This is a genomic window from Sphingobium sp. EM0848, from assembly GCF_013375555.1.
Classification (GTDB): Bacteria; Pseudomonadota; Alphaproteobacteria; order Sphingomonadales; family Sphingomonadaceae; genus Sphingobium.
In genome coordinates, this window is the sequence record NZ_JABXWB010000004.1 from 145,084 (window position 1) to 170,768 (window position 25,685).

Annotated in this window: 23 protein-coding genes and 1 pseudogene; 16 read left to right on the forward strand and 8 right to left on the reverse strand. The window is 59.0% G+C overall.

Going from position 1 to position 25,685, the window contains the following annotated elements:
- Positions 1-8: 8 nt before the first annotated feature.
- From HUK73_RS18115 to HUK73_RS18125, 3 genes are read right to left on the reverse strand one after another with little or no spacing between them, the layout of a single operon-like run.
- Positions 9-902 carry a dioxygenase gene (locus HUK73_RS18115; RefSeq protein WP_022676047.1) on the reverse strand — a complete coding sequence of 298 codons (894 nt, stop codon included), beginning with the start codon at positions 900-902 and terminating at the stop codon, positions 9-11.
- 53 nt (positions 903-955) lie between these two features.
- A complete protein-coding gene (catC, locus tag HUK73_RS18120) occupies positions 956-1,246 on the reverse strand; it encodes a muconolactone Delta-isomerase (RefSeq protein ID WP_022676046.1) in 291 nt (96 codons plus the stop codon).
- A gap of 12 nt (positions 1,247-1,258) precedes the next feature.
- The gene (locus tag HUK73_RS18125) at positions 1,259-2,407 is read right to left on the reverse strand and encodes a muconate/chloromuconate family cycloisomerase (protein WP_022676045.1); all 1,149 of its coding nucleotides are present in this window, start codon (positions 2,405-2,407) and stop codon (positions 1,259-1,261) included.
- A 105-nt stretch (positions 2,408-2,512) separates the two neighbouring features.
- Between HUK73_RS18125 and HUK73_RS18130 the strand changes: the two genes are divergently transcribed.
- A complete protein-coding gene (locus HUK73_RS18130) occupies positions 2,513-3,436 on the forward strand; it encodes a LysR substrate-binding domain-containing protein (protein ID WP_070936377.1) in 924 nt (307 codons plus the stop codon).
- Between the two features lie 260 nt (positions 3,437-3,696).
- On the opposite strand, the gene HUK73_RS18135 is transcribed toward HUK73_RS18130, so the two are convergent.
- Positions 3,697-4,926, reverse strand: coding sequence for an NAD(P)/FAD-dependent oxidoreductase (locus HUK73_RS18135; RefSeq protein ID WP_070936379.1), 1,230 nt, complete (start codon positions 4,924-4,926; stop codon positions 3,697-3,699).
- A 266-nt stretch (positions 4,927-5,192) separates the two neighbouring features.
- Between HUK73_RS18135 and HUK73_RS18140 the strand changes: the two genes are divergently transcribed.
- The gene (locus HUK73_RS18140) at positions 5,193-6,125 is read left to right on the forward strand and encodes an alpha/beta hydrolase (protein WP_070936381.1); all 933 of its coding nucleotides are present in this window, start codon (positions 5,193-5,195) and stop codon (positions 6,123-6,125) included.
- A 161-nt stretch (positions 6,126-6,286) separates the two neighbouring features.
- Here HUK73_RS18140 and HUK73_RS18145 read toward each other — a convergent pair whose 3' ends face one another.
- Together HUK73_RS18145 and HUK73_RS18150 are read right to left on the reverse strand one after the other, a co-directional pair.
- Complete coding sequence (locus HUK73_RS18145) at positions 6,287-6,697, reverse strand: FAD-linked oxidase C-terminal domain-containing protein (protein WP_254684574.1); 411 nt, start codon at positions 6,695-6,697, stop codon at positions 6,287-6,289.
- 389 nt (positions 6,698-7,086) lie between these two features.
- Positions 7,087-7,851 carry an IS6-like element IS6100 family transposase gene (locus HUK73_RS18150; protein WP_013054031.1) on the reverse strand — a complete coding sequence of 255 codons (765 nt, stop codon included), beginning with the start codon at positions 7,849-7,851 and terminating at the stop codon, positions 7,087-7,089.
- 48 nt (positions 7,852-7,899) lie between these two features.
- Between HUK73_RS18150 and HUK73_RS18155 the strand changes: the two genes are divergently transcribed.
- Positions 7,900-8,946, forward strand: coding sequence for an integrase (locus HUK73_RS18155; protein WP_255326420.1), 1,047 nt, complete (start codon positions 7,900-7,902; stop codon positions 8,944-8,946).
- Between the two features lie 94 nt (positions 8,947-9,040).
- On the opposite strand, the gene HUK73_RS18160 is transcribed toward HUK73_RS18155, so the two are convergent.
- Entirely contained in the window at positions 9,041-9,283 is a 243-nt protein-coding gene (locus HUK73_RS18160; protein WP_176593304.1) for a hypothetical protein, read from the reverse strand.
- A 241-nt stretch (positions 9,284-9,524) separates the two neighbouring features.
- On the opposite strand from HUK73_RS18160, the gene HUK73_RS18165 reads away from it, so the two are divergent.
- The 5 genes and pseudogenes from HUK73_RS18165 to HUK73_RS18185 all read left to right on the forward strand — a co-directional run bounded on the left by HUK73_RS18165 (position 9,525) and on the right by HUK73_RS18185 (position 11,960).
- Entirely contained in the window at positions 9,525-9,788 is a 264-nt protein-coding gene (locus tag HUK73_RS18165; protein WP_070936387.1) for a hypothetical protein, read from the forward strand.
- Complete coding sequence (locus tag HUK73_RS18170; protein ID WP_084653589.1) at positions 9,785-10,201, forward strand: type II toxin-antitoxin system VapC family toxin; 417 nt, start codon at positions 9,785-9,787, stop codon at positions 10,199-10,201. The genes HUK73_RS18165 and HUK73_RS18170 overlap by 4 nt, the downstream gene beginning before the upstream one ends.
- 71 nt (positions 10,202-10,272) lie before the next feature.
- Complete coding sequence (locus HUK73_RS18175; RefSeq protein WP_070936436.1) at positions 10,273-11,421, forward strand: tyrosine-type recombinase/integrase; 1,149 nt, start codon at positions 10,273-10,275, stop codon at positions 11,419-11,421.
- 102 nt (positions 11,422-11,523) lie between these two features.
- Positions 11,524-11,727 (forward strand): annotated as a pseudogene (locus tag HUK73_RS18180) (hypothetical protein); the annotation flags it as partial.
- Positions 11,727-11,960: a formate dehydrogenase subunit delta gene (locus tag HUK73_RS18185; protein WP_236036586.1), complete on the forward strand. Its 234-nt coding sequence runs from the start codon at positions 11,727-11,729 to the stop codon at positions 11,958-11,960. The pseudogene HUK73_RS18180 and the gene HUK73_RS18185, both read left to right, overlap by 1 nt.
- Before the next feature lie 484 nt (positions 11,961-12,444).
- Here HUK73_RS18185 and HUK73_RS18190 read toward each other — a convergent pair whose 3' ends face one another.
- Positions 12,445-14,190, reverse strand: a complete 1,746-nt coding sequence (locus HUK73_RS18190; protein ID WP_084653591.1) for a sigma-54-dependent Fis family transcriptional regulator — start codon at positions 14,188-14,190, stop codon at positions 12,445-12,447.
- 288 nt (positions 14,191-14,478) lie between these two features.
- Between HUK73_RS18190 and HUK73_RS18195 the strand changes: the two genes are divergently transcribed.
- From HUK73_RS18195 to HUK73_RS18230, 8 genes are all read left to right on the forward strand, one after another.
- Positions 14,479-16,836, forward strand: coding sequence for a TonB-dependent receptor (locus HUK73_RS18195; protein WP_070936392.1), 2,358 nt, complete (start codon positions 14,479-14,481; stop codon positions 16,834-16,836).
- A 115-nt stretch (positions 16,837-16,951) separates the two neighbouring features.
- A complete protein-coding gene (locus HUK73_RS18200) occupies positions 16,952-17,809 on the forward strand; it encodes an alpha/beta fold hydrolase (protein WP_176593305.1) in 858 nt (285 codons plus the stop codon).
- 118 nt (positions 17,810-17,927) lie between these two features.
- Positions 17,928-19,796 carry an FAD-dependent monooxygenase gene (locus tag HUK73_RS18205; protein ID WP_070936394.1) on the forward strand — a complete coding sequence of 623 codons (1,869 nt, stop codon included), beginning with the start codon at positions 17,928-17,930 and terminating at the stop codon, positions 19,794-19,796.
- A gap of 241 nt (positions 19,797-20,037) precedes the next feature.
- On the forward strand, positions 20,038-21,018 hold the full coding sequence (locus HUK73_RS18210) for an NADPH:quinone reductase (RefSeq protein WP_070936395.1): 981 nt from the start codon (positions 20,038-20,040) through the stop codon (positions 21,016-21,018).
- A 16-nt stretch (positions 21,019-21,034) separates the two neighbouring features.
- Positions 21,035-22,960 (forward strand): AMP-binding protein, encoded by a 1,926-nt coding sequence (locus HUK73_RS18215; protein WP_070936397.1) that lies wholly within the window; start codon positions 21,035-21,037, stop codon positions 22,958-22,960.
- The gene (bphC, locus tag HUK73_RS18220) at positions 22,960-23,835 is read left to right on the forward strand and encodes a biphenyl-2,3-diol 1,2-dioxygenase (protein ID WP_070936399.1); all 876 of its coding nucleotides are present in this window, start codon (positions 22,960-22,962) and stop codon (positions 23,833-23,835) included. The genes HUK73_RS18215 and bphC overlap by 1 nt, the downstream gene beginning before the upstream one ends.
- A gap of 41 nt (positions 23,836-23,876) precedes the next feature.
- Complete coding sequence (locus HUK73_RS18225; RefSeq protein WP_070936401.1) at positions 23,877-24,749, forward strand: alpha/beta fold hydrolase; 873 nt, start codon at positions 23,877-23,879, stop codon at positions 24,747-24,749.
- A 148-nt stretch (positions 24,750-24,897) separates the two neighbouring features.
- Positions 24,898-25,683: a 2-keto-4-pentenoate hydratase gene (locus HUK73_RS18230; protein WP_070936403.1), complete on the forward strand. Its 786-nt coding sequence runs from the start codon at positions 24,898-24,900 to the stop codon at positions 25,681-25,683.
- The last annotated feature ends 2 nt before the right edge of the window (positions 25,684-25,685 follow it).

A 25,685-nucleotide genomic window follows, 5' to 3' on the forward strand; every position in this document is an offset into this window, starting at 1 on the left:
TTCTTGCGTCAGACTTCAAGGCGCGCGCGGGTGGAAAACTTCTCATCTTCCTGGTCCACGGCACGCTGCATCTCGAAGTCGAACGTGATCGAGGCACTGTCGCCTTGACGCATGGGCACGGGCAGCAGGCCTGCGCGCGTGCCGAACGCAAAGTCGTCATGCGCGAACGGATCGTCTCCAAAGTTGATCTGCGTGGTCAGCTGGCGGTAGCCCGGCGCTTCGATGAAGAAGTGGACGTGGGCCGGGCGGTTTCCGTGACGGCCAACGGCCTTCATGAGAACGTCGGTCGCCCCACCGGGGGGCACGCTGTAGCCCTTGGGCATCTTCGAACGGAATGCATAGCGACCGTCGTCGCCTAGCTTTATGCGACGGCGATTGTTGAACGGCGTCTGCTCCTTCGTCGGGTCGAAGTGCGAGTACCAGCCCTGCGAGTCCGCATGCCACACGTGCATGATAGCATTCCGCACCGGCTCGCCATCGGGGCCACGCACCTGACCCGTCATGTACAGGCTGGTGGTGTCATCGGGATCAACGGTGAGGTTGACGTCCGGCCCTTCGACCAAAGGCGCGCCTGCAACATAAAGTGGGCCTTCGATGGTCCGCGGCGTACCGCCGGCAAGACCTGCCTCGGCATCCTTGGCGTCCATGTAGAGGTCCATGAAGTGCTCGAGGCCGATGCCCGGAACGATCAGCCCGATCTCGCCGGCGCTGTCCTGCAAGTATTTGACCGCGCCCCAGAACTCGCTCTCGGTCACGTCGTGACGCACGATCACGCGCGCAGTCGCCTCCAGCAGATCGCGCATGATGGCTTTGAGGCGGGCATCGCCACCATCACCGTCAAGGCCTGCCGCACGGTCGAGCAGGTTTCGGATCGGAGCGGAATCAACGAATGATTCTTGCATGACGTCAATCTCCCAAGATACTGTTTCAATTACCTGATTATAAAATGTCCGGTTCAGCGGTCATCGTCGTGAAGCGATGAGGGATGCCGGCAGAGCGCAGTCACCTTCATCGTCATGAAAGGGTAGAGCGGCAGGCCGATAAGGATGTCGTGCAGTTGCGAATTGCTCTCGACATCGAAGATGCTGACGTTGGCGTACTGCCCCGCTACGCGCCAGATGTGTCGCCACGTGCCCGCTGCCTGCAGTTCCTGAAACCGCGCCTTCTCGGCGGCCTTCAGCTGTGCCGCCTCGTCCGCATCGAAGCCGAGCGGAATGTTGACCTGCATTTCAACCATGAACAACATGCGTGCGTCCTCTCAGGCGACGGCGTGAATGACGGGGGCCGCACTGTCGCGGCGGAAGCGGGCGATCTTTTCCTCGTCGAGCGTGACGCCGAGGCCCGGCGCATCGGGGACCGCCAGCTCGAAATCGGCATAGCGCAGCGGCGTTGCCAGAATTTCCTCGGTCAGCAGCAGGGGGCCGAACAGTTCGGTGCCCCACGCCAGTTCAGGGAACGAGGCAAACAGGTGCGCCGAGGCAACGGTGCCGACGCCGCCTTCAAGCATCGTGCCTCCGTAAAGGCCGATCCCCGCAGCCGTCGCGATGGCGGCAACCTCGCTTGCAGGATGCAGCCCGCCCGATTGCGCGATCTTCACCGCGAACACGCCGCCAGCCGCCGCAGAGGCGATGCGGAAGGCCGAACGCGGACCATTGAGCGCTTCGTCGGCCATCAGCGGCACCGCCTGGGTTCCGGACAGCCGCGCCATCGCATCTAGAGCATCGCGCGCCACCGGCTGCTCGACTAGTTCGACGCCGACATCGTGCAGCATTGCCATGCCACGCACGGCCTGCGCTTCGGACCAGTTCTGGTTTACGTCGACACGCACGCTCGCGCGTCCGGCCAGCGCCTTGCAGATTGCCCCCACATGCGCAACGTCGTCCGCGACTTCGCGCTTGCCGATCTTGAGCTTGAAGATGCGATGGCGGCGCTGCTCGAGCATGGCCTCGCCCTCCTCGATGTCGCGTGCGGTGTTTCCGCTGGCGAGCGTCCATGCGACGGGCAGCGAGGACCGTACGCGCCCTCCCCCGATCAGCTCGGAGACCGGCACGCCCAGCCGCTTGCCCGCCATGTCGAGAAGCGCCGTTTCCACCGCGCACTTGGCGAAATGGTTGCCGCGCACGCTGCGGCCGATCCGTGCCATCGTGGCGCGCACACGCGAAAGATCGCAGACCTGAAGGATCGGTGCGATATATGTATCGATTGCAGACTTGATGCTTTCAGGGCTTTCCTCGCCATAGCTGAGGCCGCCTATGGTCGTGCCCTCCCCGATGCCTTCGACGCCGTCGCCGTCGGTCAAACGAACAATGACCATCGACTGCGCACGCATGGTCGCCATCGCGAGGACGTGTGGCCGGATTGTCGGCACATCGACAATGAAGGTATCGATCCGGTCTAAAGCCGCCATTATCACACCTCTCCAACTTCACACTGTTATCAGGAAAAGTAGCGTGTCACCGGAGGGCTTTCAAAGATCATTGCGGTCATGACTCCATACCTGTAAGGTATAGCAATGGACCTGAGGCACCTCCGTCAATTCCTTGCGGTGGCAAGTGCGCGGAGTTTTTCACACGCGGCAGCCACTCTTAACATCGCGCAGCCACCCCTAAGCCGAACGATACGTCAAATGGAGGAGGAAGTAGGAGGCCTGCTTTTCGACAGGACTGCCCGGCCGCTAAGTCTGACCCCTCTTGGTCAATTGCTTTACGAGCAAGCCAGGCAAATCCTTGATCGCATGGATGACATGCAGGCCATGATGAGGACCGCTGCCGCAACGGAACGGCGACGCTTCACGATCGGGTTTGTCGCCTCCACGATCTACGCGAGGCTTCCTGAACTGATCCGCGCCTTTCGCAAACGAGCTCCTGACGTCGAGCTATCCTTGGTGGAAAGCACGACACTTGAACAGATAGCCGCTCTCAAGGACGGGCGAATTGATGTCGGCTTCGGTCGCATTCGTTTTGAAGATCCAGACATCAAGCGGACCATTCTGCGCAACGAGAGACTGGCAGTAGCATTGCCGCGCGGACACACGCTCGCGCAGTCTGAACGCGCTTTGACACTTAAGCAGGTAGCTACACAGCCGCAGATCATCTACCCGCGTGCACCACGTCCTAGTTATGCAGACCAGGTGATATCGCTGTTTCGCGACCATGGACTCGAACCGAAAATCGCGCACGAAGCGAGAGAATTGCAGATCGCGATTGGCCTAGTTGCCGCTGAGGAAGGGCTCGCAATTGTTCCTGAATCGATCAGCCGCTCCAGAAGCCACGATGTCGTTTATCGGGAACTGTCAGAGCAGGCGACATCGCCTATCATCATGAGCCAACGGATGAACGAAATCTCACCCGAGCTGCAGCTGATGGCAGGTGTTATCGCAGATGAATATGCGGGATGGGGTTATCCTGTCCCTGAAGCTTTGAGGACATCTGGTTAAGGTGTTCGAACAGTTTCGCCGCAATCAGCAAAAGAAAAAAATCCGGGGCAGTCGCAGACTCGCCTTGCCCACCCCGCAGAAGTTGCCTGAAGAAATTTGTCTGTCCGGTAACAGACATTGTCTTTTCAGGGAGGATCCGGTGGCCCAAACCTTTCTGGTGCGCTTGCGTAAACTTCACAATGCAGACCACGCCAGAAAGCATCCTGCATGGCCTGAACATTAACGGGTGCTAATCCCGCAAAAATGCCCGTGCTGAGTGTTTATGCGAGCATTTCTTTCAGCGGCACGCTGGCGTCGGCCAGCTGCTCAGGTGCGATCTGGGCCCGGGCTTCGACCAGTTTCTTGCCCTGGACGTAGTCCTTGACCATGTTCACGCAGTCGAGCGCGATGACCTTGCCGTTCTTGAGGTAGACCACCGAGAACGAGCGCGTGACCGGGTCGCCGCGGAGCACGGCGTTGTCATGGCCGGTCGACAGGCCGACGGTCTGCAGGCGCAGGTCATACTGGTTGGACCAGAACCATGGCGTGGCCTTGTAGGGCGCTTCGGTGCCACAGATGCACTTGGCGGCAGTGGTAGCCATGTCGTTGGCATTCTGGACGGATTCGAGGCGGATCACCGCGCCGTCGGCAAAGTCGTTCGAGTGAGCCGCGCAATCGCCGATCGCGTAGACATCGGGCAACGAGGTACGGCACAGTTCGTCGACGTCGACGCCGTTGCCACCCGATGCCCCCGCTGCCAGCAGCGGGCCAACACAGGGCACGATGCCGATGCCGACGATGACAATGTCGGCCGGGATGACCGAGCCGTCCTGCATTTTGACGCTGGTCGCCTTGACGCCATCGCCTTCGATGCAGTCCATCGCCGCGCCGGTGCGCAGATCGACGCCGTGGGCGCGGTGCTCGGCCTGGTAGAATTCGGAAAGGGGTTCACCCGCAACCCTGGCCAGCACGCGCGGCAGGGCTTCCAGCAGGGTGACCGAGACGTCGAACTTGGTCAGCACCGCAGCGGCTTCGAGGCCGATGTAGCCGCCGCCAACGACCACGGCGCGCTTGGCTCCGGCATCGAGTTCGGCCATCAGCCGGTCGGCGTCTTCCTTGGTGCGGACGGCGTGGACGCCCTTGAGGTCTGCGCCCACGCACGAAAGGCGGCGCGGATCGCCGCCGGTGGCCCAGATCAGCTTGCCGTAGCAGAGCTCCGAGCCGTCACCGAGCTTGACCGTGTGCGCGGCGGGATCGAGCGAGACGACTTCGGCGCCGAGCTTCATCTCGATCTGCTTATCTTCCCAGAACTGCGCCGGGCGGATGCAGATGCGGTCGAAGGTCTTGTCGCGGGCGAGGTATTCCTTGGACAGCGGCGGGCGTTCGTAGGGGATCTCCGGCTCCCTGCCGATCACCAGGATGCGGCCTTCGAAGCCATTCTGCCGCAGGGCGATCGCAGCCTGTGCGCCGCCGTGCCCGGCGCCCACGATGATGACGTTTTCTGTTCTCAAACCTGCTTCCCTACTCGAAACCGCAAGACATGTTGTCAGACCGCCGCGCAAGATGTTTTCAACAAATTCTACCCACGCCATCGGTAGCACGCGCAGCCCTTTTTCCATAATATAAAATATACTGCATAATGTGCTAGATATTATATGGCATGCAATCAGCTCGGCAGTATGGATACTAGTGAAGGCAAGGCCACGTAGCGCGATCGATTTAATAGATCACCCAACTCTGGCGAGCGACTGAATTATAGAGAGGACTACCCTAGAACATGAGGAAAATCGACCTCTTTACCGTGTTGGCTGTAGCATTCCTGCGCGCTGGCCAGCCAGCGCTCGCCCAAGCGGATCAGCTGGAAATCAAGCTGGTTCAAGCGCCGCCGGAACCCCACGCCATCCCTCTATCTTCGCCCACCGCGGCAGCCAGTAAGGGGCTTGAAACTTGGATGACGTACGGGCCACATGGCTACGTAGTCCGCAATGTCACTGTTCCCACGATCACCCCGTTTCTTCCAGACCCGTCGAAGGCGACAGGTGCTGCAGTGATCGTCGCCCCTGGCGGAGCTTTCATGCTTTTGGCGATAGAACCAGAGGGCTGGAAGGTTGCCAAAGCCCTCAATGCTCGTGGCATCGCCGCCTTCGTCCTAAAATACCGAGTGATGCCAACGCCGATAGGTATCGATGAAGCGAAGACCTTCATGGACAAAAAGGTGGCTGAGGGCCTGCCTGATCCATCACAGCAGCCATCACTTCAATACCCGCCATCAACTGACGACGCGCTAAGCGCCCTTTCCTTGGTGCGAGCAAATGCCGAGAAGTGGGCAATTGATCCTTCTCGTGTAGGAATGATCGGGTTTTCGGCGGGTGCCATGACGTCTCTCAACGCTGTCATGAGCGCAAAACCCGGGGAAGGGCCCAATTTCTTTGGCTACATCTACGGCCCACAGGCCAAGGTGACTCCGCCCCGAGACGCTCCTCCGATGTTTGCCGCGATTGCGTTCGACGATCCTCTGTTCCCAACTATGGGTTTCCCCATCGTAGAAGCCTGGCACAAGGCCAACCGCCCGGTCGAATTGCACGCCTACGCAAAAGGCGGCCACGGCTTCGGGCTCGGAATTGAGGGTACGACCACTCCGTTGATGCTCGACCAGTTCGTGGCGTGGCTGAATGCAGGAGGCTTTCTAAAATCTCAGAAGTCGGAATAGCAGCCTCATCAGGCCGAGGGTGGATCGCTTACCTCTTAATCTGCTCAAACGGATGCCAAAGCAAAAAGTCTGTTACTCGCGAAACCAACTCGTTGAACGCGTTATCTCCGTACTAAGGCTCCGAGGGGGGAAGCTGTCCGCCTTGCTAACACACTGGCCTTTCAGGCGATCCCCTGCCTGCCGGGCGAGAGGATATGGTTGGGGTCAAGCGCCTGCTTGAGCCGGGCAATAAGGTCGCGATTGGCCTCGCCGTATTGCTTCGCCACCAGGTCCATGGTGTTGACGCCGGTGCGGTAGCTCGCCCAGCCACGCTCGCCGAAGCGGGTTACCATTTCGCGGATGCAGTCGTCCGCCTTCTTCTCTTCAACAAGGTCCTCCTTGTCATACTGGATGAAGACAAGATGGTGCAGTTCGCGCCCGCCGATGGCGTATGCGACCGAGTAGTCGAAGCCGTATTTGCCCAGGATTTCCTTGGCGAGTTCGGTTTGCTGTTGCGTCTCGATACCCTTGGCCGGAGCGACCGGCGCAAAGCAGCACATCCCGCCGCCGCGCCAGCGCATGATGTGGGACAAAGCTGCCGTTCTTTCACAACCTGTTGAACGACTAATCTTGCCAGCAACGGACACCCGGCCGCGGCCGAAAGGAATTGCAAGGAGTTATCTTTAACTTAACAAGATGGCGCCTTCCCGCCTATCTTGATCACTCTGCCTTCTATGGAACCGCTCATGTGCACTGCGTTGATCAAAGCCGAAATAAAGAGGTTTCTGAATGACGACCGCGCCGAGGTGCTTTGCATCAAGGGCAAGTGGGGAGTTGGGAAGACCTTCGCGTGGCGGAAGTGGCTTGCTAAGTCCGGAGCAGATGGATCTTTGAATCCTAGACGCCGGCCCATTACGGCATCTAGGTCGGCTCTGTTGCAAAGATTGGCGGCAGTCACAGGTAGGCTGTCGCTCTGCGCCGATCAGGCGGCTGCTGCGAAATGGTGGTTGAGCATGTCCATGGCCTCCGTCAGTGCCGAGGGCCCAATGCCGAAAGCTCTCTCCACAAGGCGCACCTCTCCCCTGATGCCGGGCTGCAGGCACCAGGGACGAGCCTGTCCTTTGCGCAGGGCTCGCATGACTTCGAATCCCTTGATCGTGGCATAGGCCGTGGGGATCGATTTGAAACCGCGCACCGGCTTGATCAGCATCTTGAGCTTTCCGTGATCGGCCTCGATCACGTTATTGAGATACTTCACCTGCCGGTGGGCCGTCTCCTGGTCCAGCTTTCCTTCGCGCTTCAATTCGGTGATCGCTGCACCATAGCTCGGCGCTTTGTCAGTATTGAGCGTGGCCGGCTTTTCCCAGTGCTTCAGGCCTCGCAGGGCCTTGCCCAGGAACCGCTTCGCTGCCTTGGCGCTGCGGGTCGGCGACAGGTAGAAATCGATCGTGTCGCCCCGCTTGTCGACTGCCCGGTACAGGTAGGTCCACTTGCCCCGCACCTTGACGTAGGTTTCATCCAGGCGCCAGCTCGGATCAAAGCCACGCCGCCAGAACCAGCGCAGCCGCTTCTCCATCTCCGGGGCGTAGCGCTGGACCCAGCGATAGATCGTCGTATGGTCGACCGAAATGCCGCGTTCCGCCAGCATTTCCTCAAGGTCGCGATAGCTGATCGGATAGCGACAATACCAGCGCACCGCCCACAGGATCACATCACCCTGGAAATGGCGCCACTTGAAATCCGTCATCGCTCCATCCGTTCAATCTCCGCCAAGCATGCTCAAGCTTCACGATTTTTGCAACAGAGCCATCTCGCCTGCTATGCCACCTTTTGCGCACGCGCGGGCGGGATCGGCCTGCCCGCGAACGAGGCACGGATCGTCGCCTACCTCGAGGATTGTGAACGGCGCGAGCTCAAGCCGGCGACGGTCGGGCGGCGTCTTGCCAGTCTGGCGGCGGTGCATGGCCTGCTCGGGGTGGCGACACCTACCCAGGGGAGCATCGTGCGCGACGCGCTGCGTGGGTTTCGGCGCCGGGTCGATGTCACGCAGCGTCAGGCCGGGCCGCTGCGGTTTGGAGAGGGGCTGGGCAGCGCTCCGGCAAAAGGGTTTACCCTGAGCGCGCTGTTGCAGGCATGCCCTGGAACATTGCCTGGTTTGCGCGATGGGGCGCTGCTCAGCCTCGCCTACGACACCGGGTTGCGCGTGTCCGAACTGGTGCGGGTGGCGTGCGACCATATCACAGTCGAACGCGATGGTTCGGCAGTCCTGACCGTTCCGCGCTCGAAGACCGATCAGGAAGGGCAGGGGGCCTATGCCTGGCTCTCGCCCGACACGATGCGGCGCGTGTCTGCATGGCGGACAAGCGGCGGGATTGCCGAAGGCCCGCTGTTTCGCCGAATCGGCGTGGTGCGGACCAAGGCTCGCGCTGCCGAGGCCCCTGCCGCCTTGCCTGCCCCGCCGGGGTTCAGGTGGCGGCTGCCCGCAGGATCGCCATCGCCTGCCGAAGCTAAACCCGTGCTGGCATCGACGACCTATGTCATCGGCGAAGAACCGCTGACACCGGCGGCGGTGCGACTGATCATCAAACAAACCGCCCGGCGCGCGGCAGACGAACACATGGTCAATCTGTTCGGAAAGGAGCTCGATGCGGCGATTTCAGCGCTCAGCACGCATTCGCTGAGAGTAGGTCTAACGCAGGATCTGTTCGCCAGCGGAGAAGACGCCGGGCCGATTGCGCAGGCTCTGCGTTGGTCCTCGACATCGACCGCGCTGCGCTATGGCCGCAAGCTGGCCCCGTCGTCCAATGCCACCGCGCGCATGCTGCGCGAAGTGCGGGGATAGAGGAGGTGCTCTTGGCCAGGAGTGTGCGGAAACCGGGAAAACCCGTTGCCATCAATTATGGCAGAGCGGCATCAGTTCGTCTTCGGCGGTGACACTAACTTTGGCAGCCGACAGAAAACGGATCCCCCACCGTTTCGAGGCGAGGCCGCCCGGCCAGATGGAGACCGCATTGCCAGGAAATAATATCGATTTCCTCGATTTCGTAATTCTGTAGGCGTAGCGCGGCGGCGTAACCTGTCCAGCTCGCCCGCAGATTCCAGGCTGGGGCAAAGGAAGTCGCACAAATCCGCGCATCAAGCCGCCCAATCGCCGCGCCAGCATCGGCGATCGCGGCCACCAGATCGGGCGTCCAAGCGATGCCGGTAAGGGGCGGGGGAGGGTGCTTCACGGACAAATTATAGCCTGACGAGTGATGTTTAGTCCATATGCCGGTTGATTAAGTGTTGATAATGGCTGCTTATCGTAACTACGCAAAACTCAGATTAGCGATTGCATGATTGCATTTTACTAGTTTCCGATGTGAATTGCCGCTATATTAGCGGCGATGGCCACCTCGGCCGCCAACATGGAGTCCGCGCATGGCCAGCGTCACGATCCGCAACCTGTCTGAAGAAACCAAGGGTCTGCTTGCCCAGCGTGCTTCACGTAGGCGCCATAGTCTCGAGGAAGAACTGCGCCAGATTCTCGATGAAGCTGCGCGCGCAGAAGTGGGCAACCCCGATGCGCTCGAGCCGCTCGGCAGCTTCATCGTGCGCATCACGCGGCCAGGCTATGACGATGTCGCCGCCGCGATCGATGCGCAGCGCCAGCGCCCTGATCGAGCGTTGCCGGTCTTCGAATGATCTACCTGATCGATTCCAACGTGGTTTCCGAGTCGATGCGGCCAGCACCCTCGGCTCGTGTGGTGACATGGCTCGATCGCCATGCTGGCAACTGTGCTATGCCGACTGTTGCGATCTTCGAGGTACGTGCCGGGATCAACTCCATGCCACCCGGGCGCCGCCGCGACGAACTGATGGGGGCGTTCGAGCGTATCGTTGCCCGATTTGGTCCGCGCGTCGTGTCCTTCGACCGGCCTTCGGCGGAAATGGCGGCCGAACTGGCCAGCGTCAGTGCCAGCGCTGGACGGACCATGACGACTGGCGACGTCCAGATTGCCGGTATCGCAGGGGCTTACGGGCTCACATTGGTGACCCGGAACGTGAAGGATTTTGCAGCTACCGGCATCGACCTGGTCAATCCTTGGGGCGATTGATGCGGCGACCGATCATCGCACCGCCAGCCCGGCTGCTTGCGGCCCAAGCACCCGACGAGAAAAGTCCTGACATGCGCGAACCCGTCCGCCCTCAAAAATCATCGGTCCGTACCCGAAAGATCGTTCCTTTATCTGTCGAACCAGCAGATCTGATCGGAGATGTGCGCGCACTGGCAGGTGCAGGCATTCGCATCGACGAGGCGCTGCTCGATGCAGCCATGCGTGGCTGGTCCGAAAACACACGCCGCGCCTTCCGCTCTGACCTGACCTTGTGGGGGCAATGGTGCCGATTGCGCCGCGTTGAGCCTGCCGTTGCAAGGCCTGCCGACGTTGCTGCCTGGATCCGAGCCCTTTCCGGTACTGAGACTTGTGACCTCAAAACCCGCGCAATGGCGACGATCGAGCGCTACCTCGTCCATGTGGGCTGGGCTTACCGCATGGCGGGTCTCACCGATCCAACGTCGGACCCCTTGGTCAAGTTCGAGCGCAAGGCGGCCCGTAATCATCTAGGCGTGCGGCAGCGGCAGGCGCATGCCATTCGCTTCAAAGGCGACATTGCCGATCTCGACAGCCCTGCCTCGGGGGTGTGCCTCGCGCACCTGCTCAAGGCCTGCCGCCGCGACGAGCTGGGTTTGCGCGATGCCGCGTTGTTACGCATTGCCTATGATACGGCGGCGCGGCGATCTGAACTGGTGGCGATCAATGTTGCGCACATTGAAGGCCCTGATAGTGAGGGCGCAGGGATCCTTCACATTCCCTCGAGCAAGACTGACCGTAAGCAAGCTGGTGCGCAGGCTTACCTTTCTCCAGCAACCATGATGGCCATCACGCGTTGGTGCAAAGCTTCTGAAATCGACCAGGGGCCGCTGCTGCGCCGGGTCACGACGCATTTTGACGGATCAATCGATGGTATCGGTGCAGAGCCGCTACACCCCAACAGTATCACGCTCATTTACAAGCGGCTTATTCGCCAAGCCTGGGAGAAGGGCTTGCTGGGGCAGATGAGCGAGGCCGAGCTTAGTCGCTGGTGCAAGGCGATTTCGTCGCATTCCATTCGTGTCGGCGTAGCGCAGGATAACTTTGCCGCAGGTGAGGGGCTACCAGCGATCATGCAGGCTTACCGCTGGCGCGATGCACGCACGGTGTTGCGCTATGGCTCAAAACTTGCTGCCAAAAGTGGCGCGAGCGCCAGACTGGCAAAGCGGTTCTCCGATCAGTAGCGCGAACAACACGCCGAATGCCGTGCAGATTGAATGCAGCCCAATATGGCGCGACGATTGGAGTTCAGTGCACGCAATTGCGCTCTACTTTGGCGCCCGACAGTTGTCCCCGGCGTGGTCTATACCACCTTTCACCACCCCGAAACGCAGGCCAATCTCGTCACGACCGAGTTCTCCGACTGGGCGACCAATTGCCCGGAATACAAGGTGACCGCAGTGCAGGTATCGGCGTCCAACGGGCCAAGTGACTGGCAGGAAAACTATGCTGCGCTCACCACCCGCGCGCGCCGCATCGAGGCGATCTGATGGACGAACAGCGGCTTGTAAGCATGGCCAACCAGATTGCCCGCAATCTGGCGGCGCAAGGTGAGGATGCCGCCGTTTCGGCAATGGTCCAGCATATCGTGGATTTCTGGGATCCGCGCATGAAAGCTGCGATATTGCTCGCTGACCCGCAGGGCTTGGATCCGATAACTGCGACGGCGATTTCAAGACTGGGTGTTGATTGTGAAGCAGCGTTGGAGTGGGACCCGCTCTGACGGGAGGTAATGCATTGATTTCTATCCTTATACTGGCGCATGCCGGGGTCCCGATCGGCGCCGATCGGGACCCCGGTCAAAACCAACTTTTTACGGCAATTCAAAATGATAGATCGTGAAGTAGGAGGGGCCCGTTCCAGCGCCGATCCACAGGTTTGTGCGAGCGACAGCGTTACCAACTAGTTTGGGGGCCGGCTATCAAGTTGACCAAGCTGTGGAGCGCAGGAATCGCGCCAACCGTGGGTCGTAAGTGCTACCGCCGCACGTACAAGCCATAGCGAGTGGTCTTGTTCGGGTGAGCGTCATATGGCTGCCAACTCGGTCCCGTCTTCTCGGCCTTCACGGCGGCCAATGCCACCTTGGCCTTGAATATGGGGCTGTCGTTCCGGCGCGGTCGTCTGCTCTCCTGTCACGCGGCATGATGGCCGCCATCAGACAGAAAATCCACTAATCGCCCTGTCCAGAATCGCCGCCCAGCATAAGATTACTCGGCTTGCCATTTCTTGAGTCGATAATCGATTTGCGCGCGTGTGACACCGAGCAGCTTTGCTGCCCGAGCCACATTGTCGTTTGTCGCGGCAAGAGCTGCCTTGATCGCCGCGCGCTCCAAGCCTTCAAGGTTGAGGCCTTGAGAGTTCAGTGCGTCTAGGATTGTCGCGGGCAGACCATCCAGATCATCTGAGCTGTGGGCCAGATTGCCTGCTTCATCCAGTTGCATCAGTCTTTTGGCAGCTTCTGCCAATTGGCTTTGGGGGAAATGGCCAACTTCGAGCATTTCCCCTCGCTGGCACATGATAACTGCGCGTTCGATGACATTTTCAAGTTCTCGGATGTTCCCGGGCCAGTTGTGTGCCAGCAGCATCCGGTAGGCTTGCCCCGAAATCCCGGAGACATTTCGATCGTGACGTGTGCTGAACATCTTTAGAAAATGATCGATCAGCACCGGTAGATCATCCGTGCGCTGGCGCAGAGACGGAATCTGTATCGGAAATACGTTCAATCGATAATAGAGGTCGGCGCGGAATCGTTTTTCCTGGACTGCTACTTCAAGATCTTCGTTTGTAGCGGCAATAACTCTGACATCGGCTTGAAGTGTCTTGTTGCTGCCAAGCCGCTCGAATTTATGATTCTGGAGAACCCTAAGAAGCTTGCCCTGCGATGATAGCGAAAGCGTGCCGATTTCGTCGAGAAAGATGGAACCGCCATTCGCTTCTTCAAACCTGCCGGGCCGCGTGGCACCTGCGCCCGTAAAAGCCCCCTTTTCCACGCCAAACAATTCGGCTTCAAGGAGATTTTCTGGAATGGCGGCGCAATTGATCTCCACGAACGGATTCTCGCTACGAGGGCTTCGATCATGGATCTGTCTCGCAAAAACGCTTTTCCCGACGCCGCTTTCACCCAGCAGGAGTACGGTCGCGCGTGTGTCGGCTACCTGATTGACCTTATGCTGGACGGCATTGAACGCGGTGGACCGACCTACAACGATTCCACTTGCATTATGGGCTTGCAGTAAGAGTTCAGGCTGTAAGGAAATCGGACCGGTGGCGGTTGTGGCATCATCTTCGCTCATTTGGAGCGCGGAGTAATAGACCATGTCTTCAGTACTATCACTCCACTGATCGGCAAATTTTGCGATGCCGCTGCAATGATCATGGCCGCCCGAACAGCATGCAAGCTCTCGGAAATGTACTGGCGCGCCATAACATGTGGTCAAAAAACCAGCAGCATAGCCAACTGTCATCCAGCAGCCCGATTCCGAGTTATGGAAGCGCCGCTCGTCATCGCCGATGCGTTCGATACTGTTCTTCCAAACGAACTCGATGTGGCAGCGCCGCCTATTTTCATCGAGGTCGATGTTGATCACGGCAGCGGCAACCATACCGTGGAGGGTATGCATTTGCCCACCGGTCAGCAGCATTTCCTCCCACGATTGTGCCGGACTTCTCTCAAGTGAGGCCTTGGCGTCGCGACAGCCGGCTGAATAACCGAGCCGCGTTATTAGCGCCCGTGCCTGATGGTAGCCAAGCAACGGCAAAAGTTCGGATCGGAGCTGCGCAAGCCAACTGGCGTGCAAGAGGGTGACCCGGCTCTGGTCCAGCCAGATCAATCCCTCGGGAAGATCAAAGTGCAGCCGTTCGATGAGGCCGGCAATATCGCGCTTCGTAGCCGTCAGGCTCACATTCGGAGTCCATTTCACCGATTCTGAATGGTCCACACGATGCTGGTTCAAGACACCCTCCTCGATGTCGGAATATTCCGAGATTGTGATTATTTGACATCGGAATATTCACAGTTTTTGCGATGCCTGCAAGCTGAAACGACCAATGTCAGACGCAGCCGCGACCGTCGGTGTGCAGCAGGATGGCGAATAGCGCCCATCAAACAGCCATTTTCTGTGATCAAGCCAAGCGGCTGAAAGCACGCTGGCGAAATTGGCACGGTCCTTGCTGATCTCGGTCGGGACAGCGCCCAAGTTTCTACCTGGCGCTAAAAAAGAACAATCACTGGGAGAGATCTGATGGAAAATAAGAACGTACGTTCCGGTTGTCAGGCTGCAGGTTTGGCCCTCGCGGTAGGATTGCTATATGCACCTGTCGCATCTGCCCAGGAAGCTAGCACCACAGATCAAGCACCCGATGGAGGCATCGGGGAAATTATCGTCACGGCGCAGAAGCGCAGTGAACGGCTGTCGGATGTGCCTCTTTCCATCACCGCCGCGACGGGAGAACAGTTGCGTTCGCGGGGTGTTACGTCAACGTTCGATTTGGAGCGGGTTGTGCCAGGCTTCACGGCCCAGCAAAGCGCCTATGGCCCACCAGTCTTCACCATTCGCGGCATTGGGTTCTATGACACCTCGACGGGGGTCAGTCCGACCGTCAGTGTCTATGTCGACCAGGTTCCGCTGCCCTATTCGGTAATGACGCCTGGCGCCTCACTCGACCTTGAGCGGGTGGAAGTGCTGAAGGGCCCCCAAGGCACACTTTTCGGGCAAAACTCCACCGGCGGGGCAATCAACTACATTGCTGCGCGGCCGACCGATGAATTCCGCTTCGGCGGAAGCGCCACGTATGGCCGCTTCAATCAGTTCGACGTCGATGGCTATGTGAGCGGCCCGTTGGCGGAAGGTGTCAAGGCCCGGCTTGCTGTTCGCCATGAAGACCGGGGGGACTGGCAGTATAGCCAGACACGCAATGACACGCTCGGTCGCCGTAACTTTACCACGGGGCGCCTGCTGCTCGATGTCGAGCCCAGCGACAAGCTGAAGCTTCAGTTCAACCTGAATGGCTGGATCGACAAGTCCGACAGCCAGGCCGCGCAGTACATTGCCTATGCGCCGACCAACCCGGTGGGCTTTCCCGAAGAAAAGGCCTTTTTCGCCACAGCGGTAAGAGCGCCCAACAACGCACGCGTTGCGGATTGGGACCCCGGTGTCGATTTCCGGCATGACGACCGGTTCTATCAGGGGTCATTGCGGGCGGATCTCGAATTGTCGCCAAGTGTGACGCTAACTTCGATCACGGCTTACACTGACTTCCGCGGTCGTAACCCCAATGATTCCGACGGCGTGGCGTTCAATGATCTGTTTTTCCTGATCAAGTCTGACATCAGCTCCTTTTCGCAGGAACTGCGCCTTTCGGGTGATACGCCCGGCCTGAAATGGATGGTTGGCGGTAATTATCAGCGCGATACTGCGGACGAAGATCAGCTCGGCACAGTTTCGGGCAGCAACTCCGGCATCGCCACGCCGGCGTTTGTCAACCGCTACCGTAACTTCGACATCCGTAACGATCAGAAGATCAAGACTGCCGCCGTGTTCGCGAGCGTCGACTACGAGATCGCACCAAAGGTTACGCTGCAGGGTTCCGTCCGTTATACGGATCAGCGTCGCAGCGCCAATGGCTGCCTGTTGGATGCGGGCGACGGGTCTTTCGGAACAGCCTTCGGCAACCTCTACAGTCTTCTTCAGACGATCGGATCGGGGGTCCCGACCACAATCACCATTCCGAAGGGCGGATGCGTTACTTCCGACGCGAACTTCCTGCCCGTGACCAACGTTCCGGGGACGCTCAACGAGGACAATCTCTCATGGCGCGCGGGGCTGAGCTGGAAGCCCAACAGCGATCTGCTGCTTTATGCCAACGCAACGAAGGGTTTCAAGGCGGGGAGCTTTGCCGGTGTGCCGTCGGCCTCGGTCACCCAGTATATTCCCGTAACGCAAGAGTCCGTCTTGGCTTATGAAGCCGGGTTCAAAACGTCACTGCTTGATCGCCGTGTCACGCTGGAAGGCGCGGCCTTCTACTACGATTATCAGGACAAACAGATCCTGGGCTTCATTAATACCGGCTTCCCCCTGGGCACATTGCCAAAGCTGGTGAACATTCCCAAGTCGCGGGTAGCGGGCTTCGAATTGTCGACGACCATCCGCCCGGTTGCTGGGCTGAGCCTGCGCGGCGCAGCTTCCTACATCAACTCCAAGGTGACGCGGAACTACCAGACACCCGATTCTGGCGGCACCCTTGTCGATCTCAAGGGCGAAGGGTTCCCTAACACGCCCAAGTGGCAGATTTCGGGCGGCTTCGATTACGAGGTGCCTGTCTCAAGCGCGATCAATGGCTTTATTGGGGCGGATGTGAACTATCGTTCCAAGACGGTCGCGGCCTTCGGCAGCGATCCGCGGTTCGCGATTGATAGCTATGCGCTCCTCAACATGCGTGCGGGCATCAAGAGCAACAACGATAGCTGGCGTGCGGAAGTCTGGGGACGCAACATCACCAACAAGTATTATTGGAACGGCGTTTCGCACGTCATCGATTCCTTCTCCAAGGTTGCGGGCATGCCGGCAACCTACGGAGTAACGGTGTCGTTCCGATACTAATGTCCCGGTGAAGGCGGCCCTTGGGTGACCCTCTCCACACCCAGGGGCTGCGCTTTCCCATCCGATGCACACCATTGTTGCTGCGCGGAATAGATTTCTCCTGATCGAGGATTGCATGATGTCAACGGAAGCACAAACCAGCCAATACATCGATACGCCGCGTTGGCGATTGCACTACCACGTGGCTGGCGAGGGGCACCCGCTGATCATGCTGCACGGTTCTGGCCCAGGAGCCAGTGGCTGGAGCAACTTCAATCCCAATTTCGCGAAGCTGGCCCAGCGCTACAAAGTCTATCTGCTCGACTTTCCGGGCTGGGGAAAATCGTCCGAATATGACCCAACCGGGGAGAACCGCTTTCTCGCCAATGTCGAGGCGACCCGCTTGTTCATGGACGGTCTTGGTATCGAAAAAGCAGCGCTAGTCGGCAATTCGATGGGCGGGCTTGCTGCACTGATGATGACCGCACTGCACAACGACCGGGTCACTCATTGCATTACCATGGGCGCACCGGCACCCGGCGGCCCGCAACTGTTCTTTCAACCCGGTGGCCCGACAGAGGGGCTCAAGATTCTCTTCGCGACATATGCTGATCCAAGCCCCGAGAATTTTCGCAGGCTGGTCAATGTAATGGTCTTCGACCCGGCCTATGCGACCGATGAACTGGTGAACCAGCGCTCCGCAAATGCCCTCGCGAACCCTGCGCATTTGTCCAATTTTCTTAAGGGCGCGGCCGCCATGAATATCGATGGTCTGGGCCAGGACGAGGTTTTCGCGGGCCTTGCACGCACAACTACGCCCTCGTTGCTGATCCATGGCCGCGACGATCGGACCGTGGGCGTGGAGCACAGCATGCGCCTGGCGGGTGTCATGCCAAATTCCAGCCTCATCGTCTTCAACCGCTGTGGCCATTGGGCGCAGCTTGAACATGCAGATCGGTTCAATGCCATGCTTGCAGCGTTTATCGACGCCTGACCGGGCCGATTGGCGCCGCTTCAGGACCTGCGTTCCAAACGCTGACCATCCGTGAAGCACTCCGCCTGCCCTAGGCCGATTACCGGACAAGCAATCCAACTTTGAAGGGTAACCCAAGATGACTTCAGCAGTTCAAAAACCGGCGTATGAAACCGAGGTTCTGATCATCGGCACCGGGCCGGCAGGCGGCACCATGGCCTTGGCTCTGGCCAAAGCGGGCATTCGCACGGTGATCGCCAACCGCTATGGCTGGACCTGCCGGACACCCCGCGCTCATATCACCAACCCTCGGGCGATGGAAATTTTTCATGACCTCGGTGTGATCGATGACGTCAATCTCTACGCGTCGCCTAACGAGTTGATGGGCGAAAACGTGATGTGCCAGAGCCTTGCGGGCGAAGAGTTCGGCCGCCTGCGTACCTGGGGCCATGAGCCCGGCCGCCGCTTCAACTATGCCCTTGGGACCCCGGAAGTCTTCGTCGATCTGCCGCAGAACTATCTGGAAAAAATTCTACTGGGTGCCGCTGCACACAAGGGTGCGGAGGTGTTGCTTCACACCGAATTCGTCAAGTTTGATCAGGATGATGAGGGCGTTACCTCGGTCCTGCGCAATCGGCTGACGGGTGAAGAGTACTCGGTGCGATCAAAGTATCTCGTCGGCGCTGACGGCGCGCGGTCGGCGATCGCGAAACAGCTGAATCTGCCCTTCAAGGGCGATATGGATAAGCTGGGCGCGACCAATATCGTTTTCACGGCCGATCTGACTAAGTATGTCGAGCATCGCCCAAGCTCGCTCTACTGGATGTTCACACCCGGAGAAGCACCGGGCGGGTTGATGATGGGGGCCCTGCGGATGGTTCGCCCATGGACCCGCTGGCTGGCAACGACGTTTTTCGACATCAACAATCCGCCCGTGATTGATCATGTCGAAGCACGCCGACTCATGCACAGGTTGATCGGTGACGACAGCATCGACGTTCAGATTGAATCGGTGTCGTTGTGGGCATTCAATGAATGCTGGGCGACCCGGTTTCACCAGGGCCGTGTGTTCTGTGCCGGAGACGCGGTACACCGCCACCCGCCACTGAAGGGTCTGGGTTCGAACACCTCGGTTCAGGACAGCTACAATTTGGCTTGGAAACTCGTCCATGTCCTTAAGGGAATGGCCACTCCGGCGCTGCTGGAAAGCTATTCGCAGGAACGCGTGCCCGTGGCCGAAGAGTTTGTTCCTGCCGCCTTTGGCGCGATGAAATATTACGACCAGGTTGTAGCCGCACTCAATCCTACCTTGTCCGACGATCCCGCCGTGTCCTCTGCCAGCTTTGAAATGCTCAAGGGCGAAAGTGCTGACCTGTCTGCGCGGCGACAACTGCTTCGGGAGGCTGTCGCCGACACCTACCGGACGTATGACTGCCCTGGAATCGAGATGAACCAGCGGTATCAGAGCTGCGCAGTGGTGACGCCTGAAGGCGAGACTGCGCCGCCCTTCTCGCAAGATGCCGAGATTTACTATCAGCCCACCAGCTTCCCGGGCGCTCGCTTGCCCCATGCATGGCTGTTCAAGGACGGATCGAAGATCTCGTCACTCTATGTATGCGGTGGCGGTGAATTTACGTTGCTCACTGGCAACAGCGGGGCCGGATGGCGTGCAATTGCCAAAGCTGTGTCAGACAAACTGGGCGTGCCCATCAAGGTTGTGACCATTGGTCTGGGGCAGGATTATCAGGACCACTATGGCGATTATGCCCGCATCAGCGAGGTCGATGAAAGCGGCGCGCTGCTGGTACGGCCCGACGTCTATATCGGGTGGCGCGCTGGTTCGCTGACGGAAACGGCAGCAGTTGACCTTGAAGCCGCTTTTTCCACCATTCTGGGGCGAGGGGCATCCGGACATGGAGAGCTGAAGGCCAGTGGAGCTATCCAACCCTCGAAGAAATTCGATGAAATGGACAATGCCCTCACGGCAAAATTCACGCCGGCTTCTTAAGGCAATGAGATGAGCGCGAAAGGTGTTGTGGCACGGCAGGTGCCGCGACGCAGGGGCCGGCAATTTTACGCGGCTAGATCAAGACGGGCTTCGGCTTCGGTCAGTTTCTAACAACCCGGCCGCCCCGCGCAACTGTGGCGCAATGCGGGGCGGTCGAGGCTGGATCGAACAGCTGATCGGCGTGGTTCTTCGAAAGGGCCAGCGGTCGATACGCCAAGCAAGCTGAACAACGGGAACTGAAATGCGGACTGCACAGTATGGCGAAATCGGCGAAGCGGCGGATGTCCTCGATATTGTGGACTGCCCGCATCCTGTAACGGGCCCTGGCGAAGTTCGGGTCAGGGTAAAGGCGTCCGGGGTAAATCCGTCCGACGTCAAAATCAGAAGCGGACATATTCCTTCGCCTTGGGGATTTCCACGCACCCCACACAGCGACGGCGCTGGCGTGATTGATGCTGTCGGCGAAGGCGTCGATCCTGCCCGGATTGGCGAGCGTGTGTGGATTTTCAATGCTGCGTGGGGCCGCACCACTGGAACCGCAGGCGAATATGTCGTTGTGCCGGAGAATTTCACCGCACCGCTGCACGACGATATCTCGTTCGAAATCGGCGCTTGCCTAGGCATCCCTGCATCGACAGCTCTGCACGCACTCACCTTAAATGGGGATATTCGGGGGAAAACCGTTCTGGTCGCGGGTGGCGCCGGCGCCGTTGGCCATTACGCCGTCCAGTTTGCGCGGCAACTCGGCGCAGCCAGGATATTGGCCACGGTCAGCAGTTCGGAGAAGGCCGAATTGGCGAGGCTGGCCGGAGCGGATCGGGTTATAAACTATCGCACAGAAGGCACCTTGCAGGTCATCATGGACGCCACAAGCGGCGCGGGTGTTGACCTGATTGTCGAGGTCGATCTCTCGGTCAACGTCGATCTCGATGTTGCGGCATTGGCAAAAGAGGGGCGCCTTGTCGCGTATGGCAGCTCGGAACGGGAGTTCAAGATGCCGTTCTCGAAGTCCATCCTGAAGAATATCGGGTTTGATTTCTTCATCCTCTATCATTTGCCGCAAGCGCGACGTCACGAGATTTGCCAGGGCGTGAATGACCTCATCGCTCAGGGAAATATCGTCCACAATATCGCCGAAGTGTTGCCACTGCATTCGATCGTCAAAGCGCACGAACGGGTCGAGTCTGGCAGTGCCATCGGCAATATCGTTCTTGCGGTCTGAGGGCGGGAGCGCGAGCATGTCAAACTATCGCACAACCTATGATGAGTGGATGGCCGATCCCCTGAGCTTCTGGGCGGCGGCTGCCACTGCAGTGGATTGGATCGCAACGCCAACAGAGAGCGTCGTTGATCCACAAGGATTGGCCAGTTGGTTTGCCGATGGAACGTGCAACGTCTGCTGGAATGCGGTCGATCGGCACGTCGTTGCCGGGCGGGGTGACGAAGCCGCGCTGATTTATGACAGCGCCATTCTCGGCATCAGCAAGACACTGACCTTTTCGCAGTTGCTGGACGCGGTCGAACTGTTTTCGTCGGTGCTGCGCAGCCATGGCGTAGCGAAGGGCGACCGGGTCATCATCTATATGCCGATGATCCCCGAAGCAGTCATCGCGATGCTGGCTTGCGCGCGTCTGGGAGCGGTCCATTCGGTTGTCTTCGGCGGCTTTGCTGCGCACGAATTGACAGTTCGCATCGATGATGCCGAACCCAAAGTTGTCGTTTCGGCATCGTGCGGATTGGAGCCGAACCGGATAATTGCGTACAAACCACTGCTCGACGAAGCCATAGCAAATAGTCGCCATAAGCCCGAGGCGGTAATCGTCCTCCAGCGGCCGCAGCTTTTTTGCGAACTACGCCCTGAACGTGATTACGATTGGAATGCCGAGTGGAGTGCCGCGATTACTCGTGGCGACAGGCCGGAATGTGTCGAAGTGCGAAGCACCGATCCGCTCTATATCCTCTACACGTCCGGTACGACCGGCAAGCCAAAGGGCGTTGTTAGGCAACAGGGCGGCTATATGGTCGCCCTGGTTTGGTCGATGAAGAATGTCTTCGGCATCGGTGCAGGCGATGTCTACTGGGCCGCATCCGATCTCGGCTGGGTCGTGGGACATTCCTATATTACCTACGGCCCGTTGCTTGCCGGATGCGCCACCGTCATCTTTGAAGGAAAGCCTGTCGGCACGCCCGATGCGAGCACCTTCTGGCGCGTGATATCGCAGCACAAGGTGAATTTGCTGTTCACGGCCCCAACGGCCCTGCGCGCAATTCGCAAGGAAGACGCAGGCGGCGTGCTGCCACAGAAATTCGATCTGTCTTCGCTGCGTGCGATTTATATCGGCGGAGAGCGGGGCGATCCAAGCGTCATCAAATGGGCAGAATCTGCGCTGGACGTTCCGGTGCTGGATAACTGGTGGCAGACCGAGACCGGTTGGCCGATGACTGCCAATCCGACCGGATTGGGAACAATCGAAGTCAAGTACGGATCGGCGGCCGTGCCGATGCCTGGCTATGATATCCAGATACTCGATGCAGAAGGCGAACCCGCTCCTATTGGAGAAACCGGATCGATTGCTGTCAAACTGCCCCTGCCGCCTGGTGCCCTGCAGACACTCTGGAACAACCATGGCGGCTTTGAGGAATCATACCTCACTGAATTTCCCGGATATTACAAGACAGGCGATGCTGGTTACATCGATCAAGACGGCTATGTCTTCATCATGAGCCGGACCGACGACATCATCAATGTCGCGGGCCATCGGCTGTCGACCGGTTCGATCGAAGAAGCGATTTCGACGGTCGATCAAATCGCGGAATGTGCTGTTGTCGGAGTTGCCGACGGCATCAAAGGCGAAGTTCCGCTTGTACTCTTCGTTGTTTCAGATGGCGCTTCTGCGAAATCAGCCGAAATTTCCGCCATGGCAACATCTGCTGTTCGAAGCCGAATTGGATCAATCGCTACTCCGAAGATCATTCTGTCGATTTCGCGACTGCCCAAGACCAGATCGGGCAAGATTCTGCGCAGCACGATCCGGAAAATCGCGAATGGCGAACCATGGACCATGCCTCCGACAATCGAGGATCCGTCGGTCCTCGATGAGGTTTCTGCGGCCCTGGCCGGAGTGGGATTGCCAGAGAAATTGGGAACTGAGGGAGAAATCTGATGACTGTTGATCGCCTTGGCTATCTTGGCTTCGACGCGTCCGATGTCGATGCGTGGAGCAGATATGCGAACAATACGCTCGGCATGATGACGGCGGCGAAGGGCAAGGACTCCGACCGCTACAGGCTGGATTCGCGCGCGTGGCGGCTTGCTGTGCACCGCGGTGAAGCGGATGACATTTCCTATGCCGGGTTCGAAGCTGCCGATGCCGCAGCATTCAATTCCACTGCAGAGCGCTTGCGGCAGATGGGCTATCAAGTGACGAACGAACCTGACGATCTCAAAGCGGATCGCGGCGTGATCGACCTGGTGTCGGTCATCGATCCATCGGGTGTAAGGATCGAGGTCTATTATGGCGCCACGGAATTGTTCGAAGTTCCGTTTGTGTCTCCCGTCGGTGTTTCGTCATTTGTTACCGGTGAGCAGGGATTTGGCCATATCGTTCTAGCCACGCCCGACCTCGAAAAATCGATGGAATTCTACGTTGCTGGTCTCGGGATGGAGCTTTCCGACATCATCGACTGGGATCTCGGACCCGGCGGTAAGCACAAGCTTCACTTCTTCAACTGCAACCGACGGCATCACAGCCTGGCTTTGCTGCCTGCCCCGGCCCCCAAACACATTCATCATTTCATGATCGAGTCTGCTTCGCTTGATGATGTTGGTCGAGCGATTGACCGTATGGAGCGCGACTCTCGAATTCTCCTGACATTTGGTCGTCATACGAACGATCACATGTATTCCTTCTATGGGATCACCCCTTCCGGTTTCGCGGTCGAGTTCGGCTGCGGACCGCGCGACGTTGATCGCTCCTGGTCGGTCGTTCGATATGACAGCATCAGCATGTGGGGTCACAAGTTCATTTCCCCTGAGTGACTGTTCCAAACCAAACACATGAATTTTGAGGAATAAATCTCATGGGAAGCATTGCAACTGCAGGGACTGATAACCCTGAAATATCCAAGTCAGTGATCGCCGCTGGCATTCGCACCAATTATCACGATGTGGGAGAAGGCTCTCCGGTCGTATTCATCCACGGGTCTGGTCCGGGTGTTTCTGCCTGGGCAAACTGGCGGATGATATTGCCAAAAATCTCGCAGCAGAACCGTGCAATCGCCCCGGACATGGTCGGCTTCGGCTTCACGGATCGTCCGGAAAACTTCAAATACGGTGTTGAAGCTTGGGTTCAACATCTTCTGGGCTTTCTCGACGCCCTCGGCCTCGATCAGGTTGATCTTGTCGGCAACTCGTTTGGCGGCGCACTATCGCTGGCTGCAGCGATCCGTCATCCTGATCGGTTCCGGCGCTTGGTGCTGATGGGCAGCGGCGGCATCAAAGGGTCAATCTTGCCAGGGCTCGATGAAGTGTGGGGCTACACGCCCTCGCTTGAGAACATGCGCCGCATGCTCGACATTTTCGCATACAACCGCGATCTTGTAACCGACGAACTCGCCCAGATCCGCTATGAGGCGAGTATTCGGCCCGGTTTCCAGGAATCCTACAGTCAGATGTTCCCGGCCCCACGCCAACGCTGGTTTGACTCGTTGGCATGTCAGGAAGACGACCTGCGCAAACTTCCCCATCAGACCCTGATTGTTCACGGCCGTGAGGATCGGGTCATCCGTGTGGAGGATGCCTATCGCATGGCAAGCCTGATCCGGCGCGCGCAACTGCATGTCTTCGGGGAATGCGGACATTGGACTCAGATCGAGCGGTCCAGTCGATTTGTTCAACTGGTTGGCAATTTCCTGGCCGAAGCTGCTTCAAGCGAACCCATTCCGCTGAGCTAAGGCGCGATAGTTCGTTCAATCGGAGACGCCTCAAGGCGGCGTCTCCGATTGAATATGCAGCCTTACGCGCGGCCCGAACGAGACCAGCATCATTGCGGATCGGCACAGCCAGGCAGGCCAGACCGTTGGCGACTAGAAAGAGAGAACCATGCTCAAGCCAGATTATGAAGAGCTCGCAAGGCGACTGCGCGACGCCTACACCGGCGAGACGCTACCGCCGCTGCGCGAGTGGCTGGAGCCGACCGATGCGGCCGGGGCCTATGCGGTCCAGGCGATCAACACAAGTTTCTGGGAAAGCCAGGGCCGCGGCATCGTTGGCCGTAAGGCTGGCCTGACTGCCGAGGCCGTGCAGAAGCAGCTTGGCGTCGACCAGCCCGATTTCGGTGTCCTGTTTGACGACATGCAGATTGCGGACGGCGGTAATCTTGATCCGGCGCGCTGCATCCAGGCCAAGGCCGAAGCGGAAATAGCCTTTGTTCTGGGCGCGGACCTGCCATCGGCTGACACCACGGCAGAGCAGGTCGCGGCGGCGGTCGCCTCGGTCCATGCGGCGATCGAGATTGTCGACAGCCGCATTGCCGACTGGAAGATCACCTTTGCCGATACCGTCGCCGACAACGGCTCTTCGGCGTTCTTCGTCCTGTCCGATCAGGGCCTACCTCTGGCTGGTCTCGATTTGGAGGGTGCGGCCATGACCATGACGCTCAACGGCAACGTGGCCTCGTCCGGGATCGGTTCGGCGGCGCTGGGCAATCCGCTCAACGCGGCGGCCTGGCTGGCCCGCACTCTGGCAGCAGGCGGCGACCCGCTGAAGGCTGGCGACATTCTGCTGGCCGGCGCCCTCGGCCCGATGGTGGTGCTGAACGCCGGAGACGAGGTTCGCACTGATGTCGCCGGCATCGGCACCTGTTCCTTCTCGTTCAACGGAGCCTGATT

What these genes read in the sequence shown, in the direction of transcription:
- HUK73_RS18115 (WP_022676047.1), bottom strand. Translation starts at nt 902, where the DNA reads ATGCAAGAATCATTCGTTGATTCCGCTCCGATCCGAAACCTGCTCGAC.
- catC (WP_022676046.1), bottom strand. Translation starts at nt 1,246, where the DNA reads ATGTTGTTCATGGTTGAAATGCAGGTCAACATTCCGCTCGGCTTCGAT.
- HUK73_RS18125 (WP_022676045.1), bottom strand. Translation starts at nt 2,407, where the DNA reads ATGGCGGCTTTAGACCGGATCGATACCTTCATTGTCGATGTGCCGACA.
- HUK73_RS18130 (WP_070936377.1), top strand. Translation starts at nt 2,513, where the DNA reads ATGGACCTGAGGCACCTCCGTCAATTCCTTGCGGTGGCAAGTGCGCGG.
- HUK73_RS18140 (WP_070936381.1), top strand. Translation starts at nt 5,193, where the DNA reads ATGAGGAAAATCGACCTCTTTACCGTGTTGGCTGTAGCATTCCTGCGC.
- HUK73_RS18150 (WP_013054031.1), bottom strand. Translation starts at nt 7,851, where the DNA reads ATGACGGATTTCAAGTGGCGCCATTTCCAGGGTGATGTGATCCTGTGG.
- HUK73_RS18165 (WP_070936387.1), top strand. Translation starts at nt 9,525, where the DNA reads ATGGCCAGCGTCACGATCCGCAACCTGTCTGAAGAAACCAAGGGTCTG.
- HUK73_RS18170 (WP_084653589.1), top strand. Translation starts at nt 9,785, where the DNA reads ATGATCTACCTGATCGATTCCAACGTGGTTTCCGAGTCGATGCGGCCA.
- HUK73_RS18175 (WP_070936436.1), top strand. Translation starts at nt 10,273, where the DNA reads ATGCGCGAACCCGTCCGCCCTCAAAAATCATCGGTCCGTACCCGAAAG.
- HUK73_RS18185 (WP_236036586.1), top strand. Translation starts at nt 11,727, where the DNA reads ATGGACGAACAGCGGCTTGTAAGCATGGCCAACCAGATTGCCCGCAAT.
- HUK73_RS18195 (WP_070936392.1), top strand. Translation starts at nt 14,479, where the DNA reads ATGGAAAATAAGAACGTACGTTCCGGTTGTCAGGCTGCAGGTTTGGCC.
- HUK73_RS18200 (WP_176593305.1), top strand. Translation starts at nt 16,952, where the DNA reads ATGATGTCAACGGAAGCACAAACCAGCCAATACATCGATACGCCGCGT.
- HUK73_RS18205 (WP_070936394.1), top strand. Translation starts at nt 17,928, where the DNA reads ATGACTTCAGCAGTTCAAAAACCGGCGTATGAAACCGAGGTTCTGATC.
- HUK73_RS18210 (WP_070936395.1), top strand. Translation starts at nt 20,038, where the DNA reads ATGCGGACTGCACAGTATGGCGAAATCGGCGAAGCGGCGGATGTCCTC.
- HUK73_RS18215 (WP_070936397.1), top strand. Translation starts at nt 21,035, where the DNA reads ATGTCAAACTATCGCACAACCTATGATGAGTGGATGGCCGATCCCCTG.
- bphC (WP_070936399.1), top strand. Translation starts at nt 22,960, where the DNA reads ATGACTGTTGATCGCCTTGGCTATCTTGGCTTCGACGCGTCCGATGTC.
- HUK73_RS18225 (WP_070936401.1), top strand. Translation starts at nt 23,877, where the DNA reads ATGGGAAGCATTGCAACTGCAGGGACTGATAACCCTGAAATATCCAAG.
- HUK73_RS18230 (WP_070936403.1), top strand. Translation starts at nt 24,898, where the DNA reads ATGCTCAAGCCAGATTATGAAGAGCTCGCAAGGCGACTGCGCGACGCC.